General features: G+C 41.0%; 14 protein-coding genes. 8 read left to right on the forward strand and 6 right to left on the reverse strand.

Features of this window, described 5'->3' with window-relative positions:
- Positions 1-60: 60 nt before the first annotated feature.
- Positions 61-1,227 carry a GGDEF domain-containing protein gene (locus EGC82_RS20130; RefSeq protein WP_124732329.1) on the forward strand — a complete coding sequence of 389 codons (1,167 nt, stop codon included), beginning with the start codon at positions 61-63 and terminating at the stop codon, positions 1,225-1,227.
- Positions 1,228-1,400: 173 nt separating this feature from the next.
- Here EGC82_RS20130 and EGC82_RS20135 read toward each other — a convergent pair whose 3' ends face one another.
- Complete coding sequence (locus tag EGC82_RS20135; RefSeq protein ID WP_124732330.1) at positions 1,401-1,907, reverse strand: glycine cleavage system transcriptional repressor; 507 nt, start codon at positions 1,905-1,907, stop codon at positions 1,401-1,403.
- A 752-nt stretch (positions 1,908-2,659) separates the two neighbouring features.
- On the opposite strand from EGC82_RS20135, the gene EGC82_RS20140 reads away from it, so the two are divergent.
- A complete protein-coding gene (locus EGC82_RS20140; protein WP_124732331.1) occupies positions 2,660-3,286 on the forward strand; it encodes an acetate uptake transporter in 627 nt (208 codons plus the stop codon).
- A gap of 172 nt (positions 3,287-3,458) precedes the next feature.
- On the opposite strand, the gene EGC82_RS20145 is transcribed toward EGC82_RS20140, so the two are convergent.
- Both EGC82_RS20145 and EGC82_RS20150 read right to left on the reverse strand, forming a co-directional pair.
- Positions 3,459-3,977, reverse strand: a complete 519-nt coding sequence (locus EGC82_RS20145) for a hypothetical protein (RefSeq protein ID WP_124732332.1) — start codon at positions 3,975-3,977, stop codon at positions 3,459-3,461.
- 4 nt (positions 3,978-3,981) lie between these two features.
- Positions 3,982-4,776, reverse strand: coding sequence for a winged helix-turn-helix domain-containing protein (locus EGC82_RS20150; protein ID WP_124732333.1), 795 nt, complete (start codon positions 4,774-4,776; stop codon positions 3,982-3,984).
- A 465-nt stretch (positions 4,777-5,241) separates the two neighbouring features.
- Here EGC82_RS20150 and EGC82_RS20155 point away from each other — a divergent pair, with 465 nt between their 5' ends.
- Positions 5,242-6,063 (forward strand): cytochrome c3 family protein, encoded by an 822-nt coding sequence (locus EGC82_RS20155; RefSeq protein ID WP_124732334.1) that lies wholly within the window; start codon positions 5,242-5,244, stop codon positions 6,061-6,063.
- A gap of 10 nt (positions 6,064-6,073) precedes the next feature.
- On the forward strand, positions 6,074-6,652 hold the full coding sequence (locus EGC82_RS21310) for a hypothetical protein (RefSeq protein WP_164839069.1): 579 nt from the start codon (positions 6,074-6,076) through the stop codon (positions 6,650-6,652).
- 202 nt (positions 6,653-6,854) lie between these two features.
- Here the strand turns inward: EGC82_RS21310 and EGC82_RS20170 are convergent, their stop codons facing one another.
- Positions 6,855-8,948 carry a prolyl oligopeptidase family serine peptidase gene (locus EGC82_RS20170; RefSeq protein ID WP_124732337.1) on the reverse strand — a complete coding sequence of 698 codons (2,094 nt, stop codon included), beginning with the start codon at positions 8,946-8,948 and terminating at the stop codon, positions 6,855-6,857.
- Between the two features lie 333 nt (positions 8,949-9,281).
- Between EGC82_RS20170 and EGC82_RS20175 the strand changes: the two genes are divergently transcribed.
- Positions 9,282-9,560: a peptidylprolyl isomerase gene (locus EGC82_RS20175; protein WP_124732721.1), complete on the forward strand. Its 279-nt coding sequence runs from the start codon at positions 9,282-9,284 to the stop codon at positions 9,558-9,560.
- A gap of 161 nt (positions 9,561-9,721) precedes the next feature.
- On the opposite strand, the gene EGC82_RS20180 is transcribed toward EGC82_RS20175, so the two are convergent.
- Positions 9,722-10,435: an arginine N-succinyltransferase gene (locus EGC82_RS20180; protein WP_124732338.1), complete on the reverse strand. Its 714-nt coding sequence runs from the start codon at positions 10,433-10,435 to the stop codon at positions 9,722-9,724.
- A 245-nt stretch (positions 10,436-10,680) separates the two neighbouring features.
- Here EGC82_RS20180 and EGC82_RS20185 point away from each other — a divergent pair, with 245 nt between their 5' ends.
- Both EGC82_RS20185 and EGC82_RS20190 read left to right on the forward strand, forming a co-directional pair.
- Positions 10,681-12,264 (forward strand): S41 family peptidase, encoded by a 1,584-nt coding sequence (locus EGC82_RS20185; protein WP_124732339.1) that lies wholly within the window; start codon positions 10,681-10,683, stop codon positions 12,262-12,264.
- Entirely contained in the window at positions 12,264-12,653 is a 390-nt protein-coding gene (locus EGC82_RS20190) for a hypothetical protein (RefSeq protein ID WP_208646912.1), read from the forward strand. Before EGC82_RS20185 ends, EGC82_RS20190 begins: the two co-directional genes overlap by 1 nt.
- Before the next feature lie 115 nt (positions 12,654-12,768).
- Here the strand turns inward: EGC82_RS20190 and EGC82_RS20195 are convergent, their stop codons facing one another.
- The gene (locus tag EGC82_RS20195; RefSeq protein ID WP_124732340.1) at positions 12,769-13,527 is read right to left on the reverse strand and encodes a hypothetical protein; all 759 of its coding nucleotides are present in this window, start codon (positions 13,525-13,527) and stop codon (positions 12,769-12,771) included.
- Positions 13,528-13,915: 388 nt separating this feature from the next.
- Here EGC82_RS20195 and EGC82_RS20200 point away from each other — a divergent pair, with 388 nt between their 5' ends.
- On the forward strand, positions 13,916-14,167 hold the full coding sequence (locus tag EGC82_RS20200) for a DUF2999 family protein (protein ID WP_124732341.1): 252 nt from the start codon (positions 13,916-13,918) through the stop codon (positions 14,165-14,167).
- Positions 14,168-14,173 lie beyond the last annotated feature (6 nt).

Below are 14,173 nucleotides of genomic sequence, written 5' to 3' on the forward strand. Positions count from 1 at the left end.
GCGTACAACGCATTCTATTCGGTTCACTGACTATTGGGCCATACGCTAGGAATTAACCTTATGGAAAGTCCCTTTACGTATATTTTAATCACCTTGTTTTTTTCTAGTATTTTACTGTCCATTATATTTTTAATGACTTGGCAGACCATGGGCAAGCAAAAATATGCGCTGATGTTTTCATTGTCTTTTTTAGCCTCTAGCGTGCTTTGGGCTAATAGCTTATTTAAAAGCTTATTTCTTTCTCATAATCTATATTGGATGATCGGTTGCAGCGTCTCCATGTTGTCTGTATTACTCGGTACTTGGGGACATTGCTTACGCACCAACACCAAAATAAATCCTGCGACACTGTTAAGTCTTGGTGTGTTTGGGATGGCGCTAACTTATTACTTTACCTACATAAGTCCACACCTAGGCCTGAGAATGTCGTTGTATTTGTACATTGATGTCGTGTTATTAATGATTACTAGCGTGGTGATAATTCAACATCGTATCAAGTCTCGCCCAGCTGAAATTGGCGCATCTGCGTTACATTTTATTTTTGCCGTATGTCTGTTTATTGCCGCTAGCATTGCCTTGGCGCAAGGCAAAGATATGGATGTAGAATTGATAAAATGGTACGCCATCGTTAACTTTACCGCCCTACCTGCAGCTTATGTTGGTATGTCAGTATTTGTCATTTATATGTTGGCGTCTGATTTAGCCGAAGAAATGAAGTTACTGGCAATGACAGACTTACTGACTAATTGCTTAAATCGTCGTGGATTTTACATCCAAGCCAAACAAACCATGCTCGAACTGCAAAAGCAGCAACAACACGTGTGCCTTATTTATTGGGATATCGATAAGTTTAAAGCGATTAATGACCAATTTGGTCATGCCGGTGGCGACCAGGTATTGATTAGCATTACCCAGTTAATTAAGCTGCACATTAAAAAAGACGACTTGATTGGCCGCATGGGCGGTGAAGAGTTTGTTATTTTAGTTGGCCGCAGCCATTACCAAGATGCAATAAATGTCGCCGAACGATTAAGAGCAATAATTAACCATACTCCCATCCCTTTTGGTGAACAGAAAATTAATGTTACCGCCAGCTTTGGGGTGGTTGAACTCAACGACCAGAACATACCGATAGAGCAAGCTATCGACCTTGCTGATACCGCATTATATCAAGCCAAAAGCAGTGGCAGAAATAAAGTGGTGTTCAGTGAACCACAATCCTTTTAACGGCCATCGATATTGATGTTAATTTTTATGTCATCATCGAAACAATAAGCTAAGGTTAGCATTTGGCTTAGCCTTAACTCGGATTACCGGATGGATACATAAGCAAATATAAAAAATATCTTTATCGGGCAGCCAACAACGGTTTAATAAACACTTATTATCCCAACTTGAAATTACTTGCCTACATCGATACGAATATTATCGCTTAAGGTTTCAAGTTGAGAGATTAACAACGCAATGGTGACATTCTCCGGGAGCCTTAAGGTCATTTTAGAGCTATATACCGTCTTTCCTAAACTGGTTACTTGCACACGATAACATTCTTGATGATCTACACTCACGTCAAGGTCTGCTAATATTTCATTAATATCATGAGTTAATCCTGAACGATCGCTGCAATCTAAAGTAATCTTGCACTCTGCAGAGAAATGAATCGATTCATGTTCAAACTCAGCATAGACAAAAGTTAATTGCCCAAATTGCTGCTCTAACGCTTGTTTTAATGCAGCTTCCTTATCGACATCAATCATCACTCGCATCATTGCAACAAATTGCCCGTCGAGTTTAATCACTTTGCTAGTTTCCCAACTTGCACCTATATCACGGCTAACTTGAGCAAGTGACTGCAAAAGATTGGGCTGTAAAGTACCTAATACCGTCGTAATAAACTTATGCTGCATATAACCTCCGATAATAAATAAACCAAAGTGAGTTTGGCCTATTGATGTATGTTAATTAACCCTTAACTATAGATTAACGATCACTAGAAATTTAGTCTGTGGTCTGGGGCACAAATCACATAAATGAGCTAAAGACGCTCAACAGTAACGTAAAAAACGTTAATTTTGGTGTGAAAGATAATCAATAACAACGTTGAGATGAAATAGGCCAAATAGGTTGATGTTAGCTTAGATGTTAACTCACTTGCCCATGGCTTAATTTGAGTGGCGTTAAGCTGGCTTTGATGAGCTAGAAAATGAGTATTGTTGATTAATTAATAGTAAATATTGCTTTTGCAGGCTGATACAAACTTAATCAATTAGTGCTGCTTATATCACAAATTAGCGTTCATTAGTCATCGCTTAACAGTCATAATCAAGAGTAGAAACGTGCTGTTTTTGATACTTATCACAACAGTAGCAACGCCTTGAACAATATCACACTAGCCAGAGATGCTTTCGGTATCTCATTGAATTTAAATAACTTATCACTTTATAATCTATATCTTTAAAATATTTACAGCAAAAAAACAAAAATAAGCTTTTGTTTATTAAGTGAATTATCCATTCCACGATGAATATCACTCCCCCCATTGTGGCTTATTGCTACCCATAGACGCTTTATCTAAAATGCGCGCCTTACCCAATAAGGGTACAGATTAACTTTCGGCAACGTCATGTTAGCCGTTAAACCTTTCCATTAGGGGAACACGATGTCTACAAAATTAGCGAATCCTGCACCATTAGGGTTAATGGGCTTTGGTATGACCACCATACTGCTCAATATTCATAATGCTGGCTATTTTCCAATTGATTCGATGATCCTCGCGATGGGAATTTTCTATGGTGGCATAGGTCAAGTTATTGTCGGTATGATGTGCTTTATGCGTGGTGATACTTTTGGTACCACGGCATTTACTTCATATGGCTTATTTTGGTTAACCTTAGTTGGAATTATTTTAATGCCCAACATGGGTATTGCGGCCAGTCCGGCACACTTTATGGGTTGGTATTTAACATTATGGGGCACATTTACCGCCTTTATGTTTGTCGGATCGTTACGTTACCCGCGCGCCAAACAGTTTGTGTTTGCCTCACTGACGGTATTGTTTTTCTTGCTTGCTGCTCGCGACTTTACCGGTAATGCCTTACTCGGCACCATTGCAGGATTTGAAGGCATTATTTGTGGCGCCAGTGCCATTTACTTTGCCATGGCACAAGTATTGAATGCCGAATACGGCCGTACTATTTTGCCTGTGGGTGAGTTAACTCAAACCCAACCTAGATTTCAGCCTCAAGTTGAAGCAGAGCAAGTAACGTTACATTCAGTTAAAGCATAGCAATTTACTTTCTGGCTGAACTAATGTTCTATTGTTCTATTGTTCTATTGTTCTATTGTTCTATTGTTCTATTGTTCTACATAACTTATAACACAGTAGAAAAACGACATGATTAGCGTAGCGTATGTCGTTAAAGGTCGATGCATTGCATCGACCTTTTTGTTGGCATAAATTAATGCACTAAACGACACCCGCATACAGTATTACTTGGTTGAAATAATACCACGGCATAATCTTTAGCTTCATCGCGTTCAAGCACCTGAAGACTTAATGAATGCATGCCATTTTTGTTTAAATTTATGCCGCTAACATATGACAAATACGCATAATGTTCTGGTATATCGAGACTTTTATTTCCTAAATATTCTTGTTTAGTGGTCACTGAAATATCATACATTTGCCTTTGAGCATCAATTCGATTCACTTTACCACTCATCGCTAATGTGCCAGCAGAATTACCCTCTAAGTCATAATAGCGATAGTTAATTTGCGCCAAACCGTCTTTAGAGACTAAATCGACCAACAAGTAATGATCGCTGTCTGCTGCACCAACTTGATGGTTAAACAATTCAGAACTACAGCTCAACATAAAGTTAGGCGCCTTAGATGTTAACGAGTAAATAGCCCCAAAACTGGCCAGTAAACACACCAGAATGACTATATTAATTAACCATAATCCTTTTCGTGCCATTATGTTAACGCCCCTGAGTCCGATGAGAAGAGGCAAGCCTCACAGGTAAAGAATCGCAGATATTCACTTGTTCAAGCCATTCTGGGTTGATAAATCGCTTAGGTTGGCGCAAGTCGCTAATTTTTAAATTACGGATAATTGACTGACCAAAATAGTCACCTCTAAAAGTAATATTCAATACTTGTTTATCATGGGATAACGATAAAAAAACTCTATCCCATACGGTATCAGTACAACCGAGTAAGCTCTGTGTAAGCTGTTGTCCTTGGTCAATCAATAACTCATTATTGGTGTTTGATGGCGAATATAAAATCACCTCCACTTGCTGACCAGAATCTAAGCTCACCGTTTTCATGCTCAGCGGCATAGTCGGGCTAATGGAGTACCCAATTTGACTAAACCACCATAAACTTAGCAATACGCCAACAAGTGCTATAACCACCAGCAAAGCGTGTAATGGTCGTATAATAAAACGTCCCCGTTTAACGTCGATTTCTTTACGCGCGCGATGGTGCCTCAGCAAGTAACCTTGGCCTTTTACTGTTTCGATAAGGATTTCATATTGCGGTCCAAGGAATGAACGTAATGTAAAAATAGCTCTGGCAACTGAAGCAGAACTAAAATGTGAATCATCTTCATGGCCTGACTCTAATAAGGGTTTGGCAACCACCTTGCCTTGGTACTCGACTAATAATGTCAGTACATGTAACTCTGCCCTGGGAAGATGCCACACCAGGCCACTTTCCTGATTGATCAGCTCACCTTTGTCGATATCAAACTTGCAATGACCCAATTGCATATCAACTGCCTCAATACTGCAAATAATTGATAAAGTGTATGCAGAAAATCTTATGAAATCTGTGATCCTGATATCTCCACGCCTTTATTCCTTATTTTTTGTAAGGGATAAAGAGCAAGAGTGATGTAATTGCGATGTTAGTCACATCATTTCATACAGTTAATTTCCATAAATACTCAGATAAATGTGCATAAATCCTATAAATGATAGGACCTACCTCACGAAAACATGCTTTTGATGTTTGCTTTTGACCTTTGTAGCCGAAGTTTATTGATTAAATTAACGTGTTTTTTTTAAGCGGTTTTATCTGGCGTAAATCACATCTTTAATAACCTCATTGATTATCGTTAAGTCATCGCGTTGCTGTCGATAGCTAAGCCAGCAACGAATATCAAAGCAAGCTTAAGTCTGCACAAAACTTAGCGCTTGAACACAACAATAATGATGGTACAGAGGGTAATAACAATGAGCATAAATAGACGCCAAGCATTAACAAAAATTATTGGATTAAGCACTGCAGCGGCTGGAGCGACACTATTAGGTACGTCAGCATTTGCTGCTACAGACGCTAACGGCAACTACCGCTTAGCATTAGGCGAAAAACTGAAATACGCGCCACTCGATGCAATGGCAACGGCTAAGTTAGCCTATGAAACTGGCGGCGGTTGTATGCACCAAGTGTTTCACGCCATTATCACTATGCTTGCAGCATCAGGCAGTGTTGACGCTGAAAAGTTTGCGACCATACCAACAGCATTAGCTGGTTATGGTTGGGCTGGTGTTGTTGGTCAGGGCACACTTTGCGGCAACTTAAATGCATCGGGAATGTTAATTAATATTCTTGATGATATAAATGGCCAAAACAGTGCCATTATTGGCGCATCTTTCCGCTACTATGAAACTAATGACTTACCTTTATCTTCAGCGGAGTTCATTGCAGGCATTGGTTCAACAGCAGAAAAATCATTAGAAGTAGGCAAAACCTCGATTGCCAACAGCCCGCTATGCCACTCATCTATTAGTAATTGGTCTGCTGCATCAGGAAAACCATTCGCTTTAAAAGGTGAACGCTGTAAACGCCTGTCTGCCAGTATGGCTTATCATATTGTCGAACTGCTTAACCGTGCTCATGGCGGCGAAGATATTTCCATATTAGCAGAAGCGAAACCGTCGGCTGAAGCACAAGCATGTCAATCATGCCATGGTGTTACTGAGACTATGGGCTCTGCTGCCAGTGTTAAAAGTGATATGGAATGCACCACCTGTCATACCGGACATTACAATTAAGGAGCGCACGATGAAAGTGACATATCTCAGTGCCATATTAGCCAGCTCATTACTAATGTTTGGCTGTAATAGTGACAACGATGATGACGTGGTTGTTATTGATCCACCTGTAGTTGTTGTTCCTCCAGTGGTCGTGCCGCCCGTTGTAGTACCTCCAGTCGTTGTTATACCACCGGTGACTGATGGCGTGAGTATTGATGATGCCAGCAGCGTAATCGTTAAACTCGATACATTCGATGCTATCACTGGCGCACTATCATTCACTGTTGCCAATAATGAAGGTAAAGCACTTGTGGGTGTAGCCAATTACGATATTGTTTATTTTGGCTTTCCCGATCCAACATCACAGTCGATAAAACCTAAGGCTTGGAAACGTTGGCATGTGACTCAAAACTATCAATGCGATGGTTCTGATAGTTGTACTGGGACATTAGAAGCAACGGATACGGCGGGTAAATATACATTTAATGTCAGTGACCTCGATTTACAAAGTAAAGCATCAGCAAATGCTGTCATGATTTATAAGGTCGCGGTTCACATTAAAGGCACGCTTGCCAGTAATACAATTGAATTAATTAGTGCAGATTAATTCATTGTCATTTAGCCTCCCCCCTAGCTAATGGCGAGTACAAAAATCTTGTGATTAGCTTTAGGCTATTTTGCCGCAGCACAATACTGCGGCTCTTTTTGTTAGGCTTTAAGACATAGCGCATTTAATCGTCAATACGCTAAAGTACAAAAAGGGTTTCAGCAGCGCTGAAACCCTTTTTGTAATCATTAACGCGCTATATTTAGCGAAGTTGCTGCATTAAATACGCATACACCATTGAGCTTAACTCAGCGGCCTGAGTGTTATCGGCTGCACCGGCATGGCCACCTTCAATGTTCTCAAAATACAACACATCGATACCCATGTCTTCCATTTTAGCCACCATTTTGCGCGCATGGGCAGGATGAACCCGATCATCGCGTGTTGAAGTAGTAAAGAACACTTTAGGGTAACTAATACCCTTTTTCAGATTGTGGTACGGAGAGTAGGTTTTAATATAAGCCCACTCTGCTTCAATGTCAGGATTACCATATTCACCCATCCAACTGGCACCAGCTAATAACTTGTTATAGCGCTTCATATCCAACAGCGGCACTTGGCACACTACGGCGTTATATAACTCAGGGCGACGAGTAAATGCCGCGCCCATTAGCAAGCCGCCGTTACTGCCACCTTGAATGCCAAGATGTTTGCTTGAGGTAATTTTACGGGCAATTAAGTCTTCTGCAATCGCTTCAAAATCTTCATAAGCTTTATGGCGATTTTGTTTTAATGCTGCTTGATGCCAAGCGGGGCCGTACTCTCCACCGCCACGAATATTAGCCAGCACATACACACCGCCCTGCTCTAACCAGTTTTTACCTATGGTGGCTGAATAAGCGGGCAAGCGCGACACTTCAAAACCGCCATAACCATAAAGTAATGTTGGGTTGCTGCTATCAAGTTTAATGTCTTTCGCCATCACCACAAAATAAGGCACTTTTGTGCCGTCTTTTGACTTTACAAAGTATTGTTTAGTCACAAACTTATCAGCGCCAAATTGTTGTGGCATCGCTTTAATTTTATCGGTTTTTAAGCTTGCACCATTTAAGCGATATAAACTGGCTGGCTCTAAAAAGCTGGTGTAGTTAACAAAAAAGTCATCACTATCACGTTCAACGTCAAATACACTTAAAGTGCCATTGGCTTCAAATGGCACAGGTTTGCTTTGCCACTCACCTTTATCGTTTTGCATGTAGCGCACTAGTTTGCTTTTTACATCATCTAGCCAAGTGACAAAAATAGCATTCTGGCTAAATGCCACCTGTGAAATAGAAGCGTGTTCGGTTGGTGATACCAACTCACTAAATACTGGCTTTTGCTCAATGAGTTTATCAACTGGGGTATAAACAATAGCACCCTGTTTAAAGGTACCGTTTTTAGTCACTAAATCACTTTTTAACTCTAAATACAGCTGACCTTTAAAGTAACCTTTTAAATCAGCATCTTCAGGAATAGGCAGAGATACTAGCTTTTCATCTTGATAAACATAATGTTTAGCGGTGTAAAACGTTAAGCTTTCGGTAACGATATTAAGCGGTGTTTCATCATCAAACATCACATAACCCGACACAGCAACTGAGGTTTTATCGCCTCTAAATACTAATTTTGCGGCAGACAACGGTGTGCCACGTTTCCACAACTTAACTACACTTGGATAGCCAGAATCGGTCATGCTTAGCGCATCACCAAAATCGGTACCAACAAATACGGTATCTTTATCAATCCAACTTAGCCTCGACTTGGCTTCTGCTAATACGAAAGGCTGTTGAGTACTGTCGACAAACGCTTTAGCGGTTAAATTAAATTCGCGCACTTCTGCGGCATCTGCACCACCACGAGACAAAGACACAAAACAACGCTCATTTTGTGGATATTGACACTCAATGCCCTTAAATACCCAGTTAACATCCTCTGCTTTACCAAGGGCATCAATATCGAGCACTGTTTCCCAGTTAGGTTCAGCCTTAGCGTATTCTACTAATGTGGTGCGACGATAAATGCCACGCTCGTGGGTTTCATCTTTCCAAAAGTTATACAGGTAATCGCCAATACGAGTGGCATAAGGAATGCGGGCTTTGTCGTTTAAAATATCGAGGCTGTTTGCCACCAACTTATCAAAGCCTGGGTAAGCTTTAATGTGGGTCGCAGACAAAGTATTTTGTTGCTTAACCCACTCCATAGGCTTAGCGCCTTCAACATCTTCCAGCCAAATAAATTTGTCTTCTTCTGCATGAACCGGTATTGCCATAGTCATCGCACTCGCTATACATAAAGGTATGATTCGCTTAAGCATTAAAATTTCCTTTTCGTTATGTGCTCGCGGTATTTTACAAACTTTCCTATACTTTAATCCATTTAATACTAAATTGACTAATTATCTGGCCATTCAGCATGAGTTCAACGCTTGTAAGTAATGTAACATAATGAAACGCATCGTTATTAGCGTCATTAGTGTCAGCGGATTTCGATAATAACACCTTAAAATATAGGTATTATTCGATCCAAACCTTACGGTATTTGCCTATGTTGAAATTGAATCGATTATTAGTACAGGGATCTATTGCCAATGTAGCGGATGAAACAGGTATAATCATCTGCTAACCACAGAGAAATGAAGACCGACATCATGGCTAAAACCGCAGCAGCATTACATATATTAGTGAAACACCAAACTCAGGCTGAAGACATCATTAAGCAGCTTAATAATGGCGCCAAGTTTGATGTATTAGCCAAAAAGCATTCTAGCTGCACTTCTGCTAAAAGTGGCGGTAACTTAGGTGAATTTAAAAAAGGTCAAATGGTGCCACCGTTCGACAAAGTGTGTTTTAACAGCGAGTTAATCACCCCGCACCTAGTCAAAACCAAATTTGGCTGGCATGTGGTCAAGGTGATCTACCGCACTTAACATCAATCGAATCTGGAATACGTCTTGTTTGAATGAAGTGTGACTTGGAGTGAGTCGAACCTAGAATCGCTTGTCGTTACGGTAAGCCAAATTAAGACGTATAGAACAAGAACTGCACTGAGTTAAAGGTGGGCTTACTACCGACACCCACCGTTTCAAATTTATTCTCGTAGTTTGATCGACAGTTCACCGTCACGAATTTGAATATCATCAACCCCATCAGCAAATGCATTCCAAAAGCCGCGATCGCCAAACTCACCCACTAAGTTGACGTTTTTCATATTGCCAAGCCATGCATTTGGAATAGGCACGCCCATTAAGCTCACACCAACTAACGCGACCACTGGGCGACGATTAGCATCAAGATGAATATCGAGTCCGGTGTTCACCCGTAAAATCTCCCCTGCCATCACTGGAAAATCATGTGGGATCGAAATCAACATCGTTGCACTGGCCAAATTGTCTGAAAAGTCTATCGCGACCCGCTGGGCAAAATCAGGATTACGGCCAATCATTGAGTTAACTTCTTTTTCGCTAAAGGTCACTTGACGGTCGGCATCCAATTCTCGATACGCCTGTGGGGTTAACTCTTGGTTGCTATTACCGCGATCGCTTGGATTAGATGAATGACTCACCTGACGCCTAGGCTCACCTTGCCAACCTAACTGGGTCAGTTTTTGGTCCAGTTTTTGTTCTTCTTGAGCATTTAATGTCACTGGCGTTAGCGGCGATGGGAAGATATAAGTACGGATAATCAAAAATGTTAATCCAACCGAGACAACTATGGTAGCTAGAATGATCAACAGTAGTTTTACGCCAGAAGCACCATGCTGCCGACGACTCAGCGTGGATAAATTGATAAATGAAGTTCGCATTAACTCACCTTTTTTATTCTGTGCTTGTCCATCATGGTAATACCCACTCAAACTAAACACCAACTATAAACTGAACATGACCACGGATAACCCATATAAAAGTACCGCAATACCGCAAATTAGGTAACGCTTAAATGTTACACTTAGCTAACAAATCGAGTTACAAACCAAGCTAATTGTAATAAAATTATCAATCTACATAACGTAAATCAGTCAGCCTAGTTGAGTAAAATAAAGGATTATTAATGCAGTTACTCTCAAGCAATATCTTAGCTCCATTCATTATTAGCGCCAGCCTATTGTTAACAGCGTGTGGCGGTGGTGGCTCGTCTATTGGCGACAGTTCATCAGGTGGCAATAATAATAGCGGCTCAACCGCTCCTCAATGGGTTACCGGCCAATTTGCCGACGACTCGACCTTAGCCAATCAGTGCAGTGCGCCATTAACCCAAAAGTTGTGGTTACGATCATGGAGCAACGACACTTATCTTTGGTACAACGAAATTGCTGACCGTAATCCTGCACCATATAGCGTGGCAGAATATTTTGAGCTACTTAAAACCGATGAATTGTCTGACACTGGCAACCTAAAAGATAACTTCCATTTTTCAATGTCGACAGCAGAGTGGGAATTACTTAATGGCTCGGGTGCCTCTGTTGGTTATGGCATGACGTTAAATTTACGTAATCCTTCACCAGGTATATCAAGACAGGTGACAGTGGCTTATAACGAGCCCAACTCGCCCGCCAGTAATGCAGGCATTAGTCGCGGTACCCTTATTGTCACTGTTGACGGCGTTAGCGTCGCAGATGCTAATGACAGCGACAGTATCGACACCATAAATGCGGGTTTATTCCCAATGACCAGCACTAAGCAAACCGTGTTTATTGTTCGTGATTTAGGTGCTCAAGCTAACCGCACAGTGACACTATCGGCAGGCAACATAGTGTCAAAGCCTGTACAAAATACCAAAACCATCCAAACCGCTAACGGTAAAGTGGGTTATTTACAATTTAACTCACACATCGCAACCGCGGAAAAAGGCTTATACGATGCGATGACATTGCTAAGCAACGCCCAAGTTAACGATTTAGTGTTAGATATTCGCTACAACGGCGGCGGATTATTAGCCTTAGCCAGTCAATTGGGTTACATGATTGCCGGCGACGAAGCTACGGCTAACCATATATTTGAGCGTACGAGCTTTAATAAAAAGTATACTACGATCAATCCAGTAACGCGTGAAACGCTCTCGCCAATGCCGTTTATTTCTGAGTCTGTTGGCTTTAATACTTCATTACTACGTAGCGGATTATCGCTGCCAACGTTAAATCTTAAGCGGGTATTTGTACTAACAACGCCAGATACTTGTTCTGCCAGTGAAGCTCTAATGAATGCCCTTCGCGGTATTGATATTGAAGTGATTCAATTAGGCGATACTACCTGCGGTAAACCTTACGGTTTTTACCCAACTAATAACTGTGCCACCACCTACTTTACTATCCAGTTCAAAGGGGTAAATGACAAAGGATTTGGCGAGTATTCTGACGGATTTATGCCATCAACCAATCCAACAATAGACAGCGAAGTACCAGGTTGTGTGCTCGCAGACGATCTTGGACATGCTCTAGGTGACACCAACGAAAGATTATTAAGCGCGGCATTATTTTATCGCGACAACAACCGCTGCCCAGCAACAGCGACGGCAGTTGCACGAGCGCCAACCAAAAATACCTTTGTCGATCCAGGTTTTATGCTGCAAGACACTCGTAATCAAAATATGCTTAAAAATAACCGTATTCTTTTGCCATCGGCTTTGGATCAATAATGCAAAAACAATTACTAGGCATATTGGTCGTATTGGCGGTAAGCGGCTGTGGCGCTACAGCAAAAGAGTCAGTCTCCCCTCCACAAGCGGCCACACTGACAAACTCAAGTGACCAAGTCCATGCGGAATTACAACAAGTAATCGCGCGCTTATTGGATGCCAGCAATGTGTTAATTGCCGACAACGCTTTTACTCAATATAGCCAGGAAGTGATTGAACGGGCACAGCACAAAGATGAGAATGGTTTACTCATAATGGGCCGTAACACTGAAATACCAGATGCGGTACAACTGTTAAAGCAAGGCGACAGGTGCTTATTACGTCATGTACAAAGCGGCAACACTGCAAACTTATCGCAAGCACGTTGTAAGCTTGAAGACGAGCAATAGCATCAAATTGAGTATTTTGATATAAGCCAATACACAAAAAGGCCAGAGCATATCTCAATATGCTCTGGCCTTTTTGTTACGCGTTAACTCATTACACCGCTAATTCACTTCACTATTAACTCACTATACTGTAAAGCCAAGCTCCGCCTTTTATCATCATGGTAAAACCAATACCCATCATAAATAAATAGCTAAACATAAAACCTATAGCACCGTTTGAGCCTTTTGCAGCGTCAGAACCCTCTAACGTCATGATAATGCGACTCATGGTAAATAAGATAAAAAAGTTGAAAATGATACTCAAGATAAAATAGTCACCCAACATGGGGAGTACACCGCCAATGACGCTGCAGAGCAGTAGCAGTAAATCACTAAATTTTTCTTTGAGGGAGTATTTTTTTTCTAATATGCGAACAAGCAATACTCCCAACATAATGACTAAATAATACAGTGAACTGGTTAATGCAGAGTAAATCCCTTGTGTTATCGTTGTGAAATTGAGCTCTGCTGTCACAGCAACTTCGGTAGTGGTTACTGTTGAGTCAGTAAAAAAACTGGCAATCAAATGACCCACGCCAAATATGATTAACCATGCCACTGCAAATGCAATCAAACCATCTCTGTCTATAGGATGGCTTGCTTTACGATTGACTATAATAGCCAATAGCAAACCGCATAAGGTAACGCCAACGAGTAAACTTAACGCATACCAATATTGGTCTAAATAGAAAAAAGCCAGGCTGGGAGATAGCACTAAAAAGGATTGATAAAACTCATTATTTTGGGTCGTTAAACCGGTATCTTTATAAAAAGCAAAATATACTATTAATGGCTGAAAAATAACAAGCGTAATGCAGAGGGTAATGATATCCATAAAACATCCGTGTAATTAAACTAAATATACAGCACCATGCTATACCGGGCTTAGTATAAACCTCAGTATTGTAAATTCAATCTAAAATGCCCGCTGATTAATATGTCATGAGCGAGTGGCAACATTGACCCCTTCATGTCAGTGTTCAATGTTGCACTAAAGATATAGATAAAGTTAATAATAAAGTGAGTCTCGCTACCCCTAATAAAACCTTCAAATAGACCTAGGCGCATTGTCAGTGTGTTTCAAGATTGTTATAACCGCAAACGTCTGTCGGGCAGACTATATCGACGCTTATCATGTAATGAGCTAATCAGGCTTGCGCCTGTATTGGTAAAACGTGATAAAATCGCGTAATACTTACTTTCCCTCCATTCAAGGTAACGCAATGAATCCTATTCTAGCCATCTTCAAAGAACACAATATCAGTGACGCACAAATTAATGAGCTATTCCAGACGTTAACTGAAAACCCATTTGCAGCAATGGCGACTATTGGTCAGTTAGGGATCCCTGCGGAACAACTGCAGCAGTTAATGGGTATGGTGATGCAAAATCCAGCCCTGATCAAAGAAGCCGTTGAAGAGTTAGGACTAGACTTTTCTAAAGTTGAAGCAGCAAAAGCACAGCTACAACCATAATTAAGC

Source organism: Shewanella livingstonensis, assembly GCF_003855395.1.
In the GTDB taxonomy this organism is placed as follows: domain Bacteria; phylum Pseudomonadota; class Gammaproteobacteria; order Enterobacterales; family Shewanellaceae; genus Shewanella; species Shewanella livingstonensis.

Bases quoted from the DNA above. Each gene is read 5' to 3' on its own strand.
- EGC82_RS20130 (WP_124732329.1), top strand. From the start codon at position 61: ATGGAAAGTCCCTTTACGTATATTTTAATCACCTTGTTTTTTTCTAGT.
- EGC82_RS20135 (WP_124732330.1), bottom strand. From the start codon at position 1,907: ATGCAGCATAAGTTTATTACGACGGTATTAGGTACTTTACAGCCCAAT.
- EGC82_RS20140 (WP_124732331.1), top strand. From the start codon at position 2,660: ATGTCTACAAAATTAGCGAATCCTGCACCATTAGGGTTAATGGGCTTT.
- EGC82_RS20145 (WP_124732332.1), bottom strand. From the start codon at position 3,977: ATGGCACGAAAAGGATTATGGTTAATTAATATAGTCATTCTGGTGTGT.
- EGC82_RS20150 (WP_124732333.1), bottom strand. From the start codon at position 4,776: ATGCAATTGGGTCATTGCAAGTTTGATATCGACAAAGGTGAGCTGATC.
- EGC82_RS20155 (WP_124732334.1), top strand. From the start codon at position 5,242: ATGAGCATAAATAGACGCCAAGCATTAACAAAAATTATTGGATTAAGC.
- EGC82_RS21310 (WP_164839069.1), top strand. From the start codon at position 6,074: ATGAAAGTGACATATCTCAGTGCCATATTAGCCAGCTCATTACTAATG.
- EGC82_RS20170 (WP_124732337.1), bottom strand. From the start codon at position 8,948: ATGCTTAAGCGAATCATACCTTTATGTATAGCGAGTGCGATGACTATG.
- EGC82_RS20175 (WP_124732721.1), top strand. From the start codon at position 9,282: ATGGCTAAAACCGCAGCAGCATTACATATATTAGTGAAACACCAAACT.
- EGC82_RS20180 (WP_124732338.1), bottom strand. From the start codon at position 10,435: ATGCGAACTTCATTTATCAATTTATCCACGCTGAGTCGTCGGCAGCAT.
- EGC82_RS20185 (WP_124732339.1), top strand. From the start codon at position 10,681: ATGCAGTTACTCTCAAGCAATATCTTAGCTCCATTCATTATTAGCGCC.
- EGC82_RS20190 (WP_208646912.1), top strand. From the start codon at position 12,264: ATGCAAAAACAATTACTAGGCATATTGGTCGTATTGGCGGTAAGCGGC.
- EGC82_RS20195 (WP_124732340.1), bottom strand. From the start codon at position 13,527: ATGGATATCATTACCCTCTGCATTACGCTTGTTATTTTTCAGCCATTA.
- EGC82_RS20200 (WP_124732341.1), top strand. From the start codon at position 13,916: ATGAATCCTATTCTAGCCATCTTCAAAGAACACAATATCAGTGACGCA.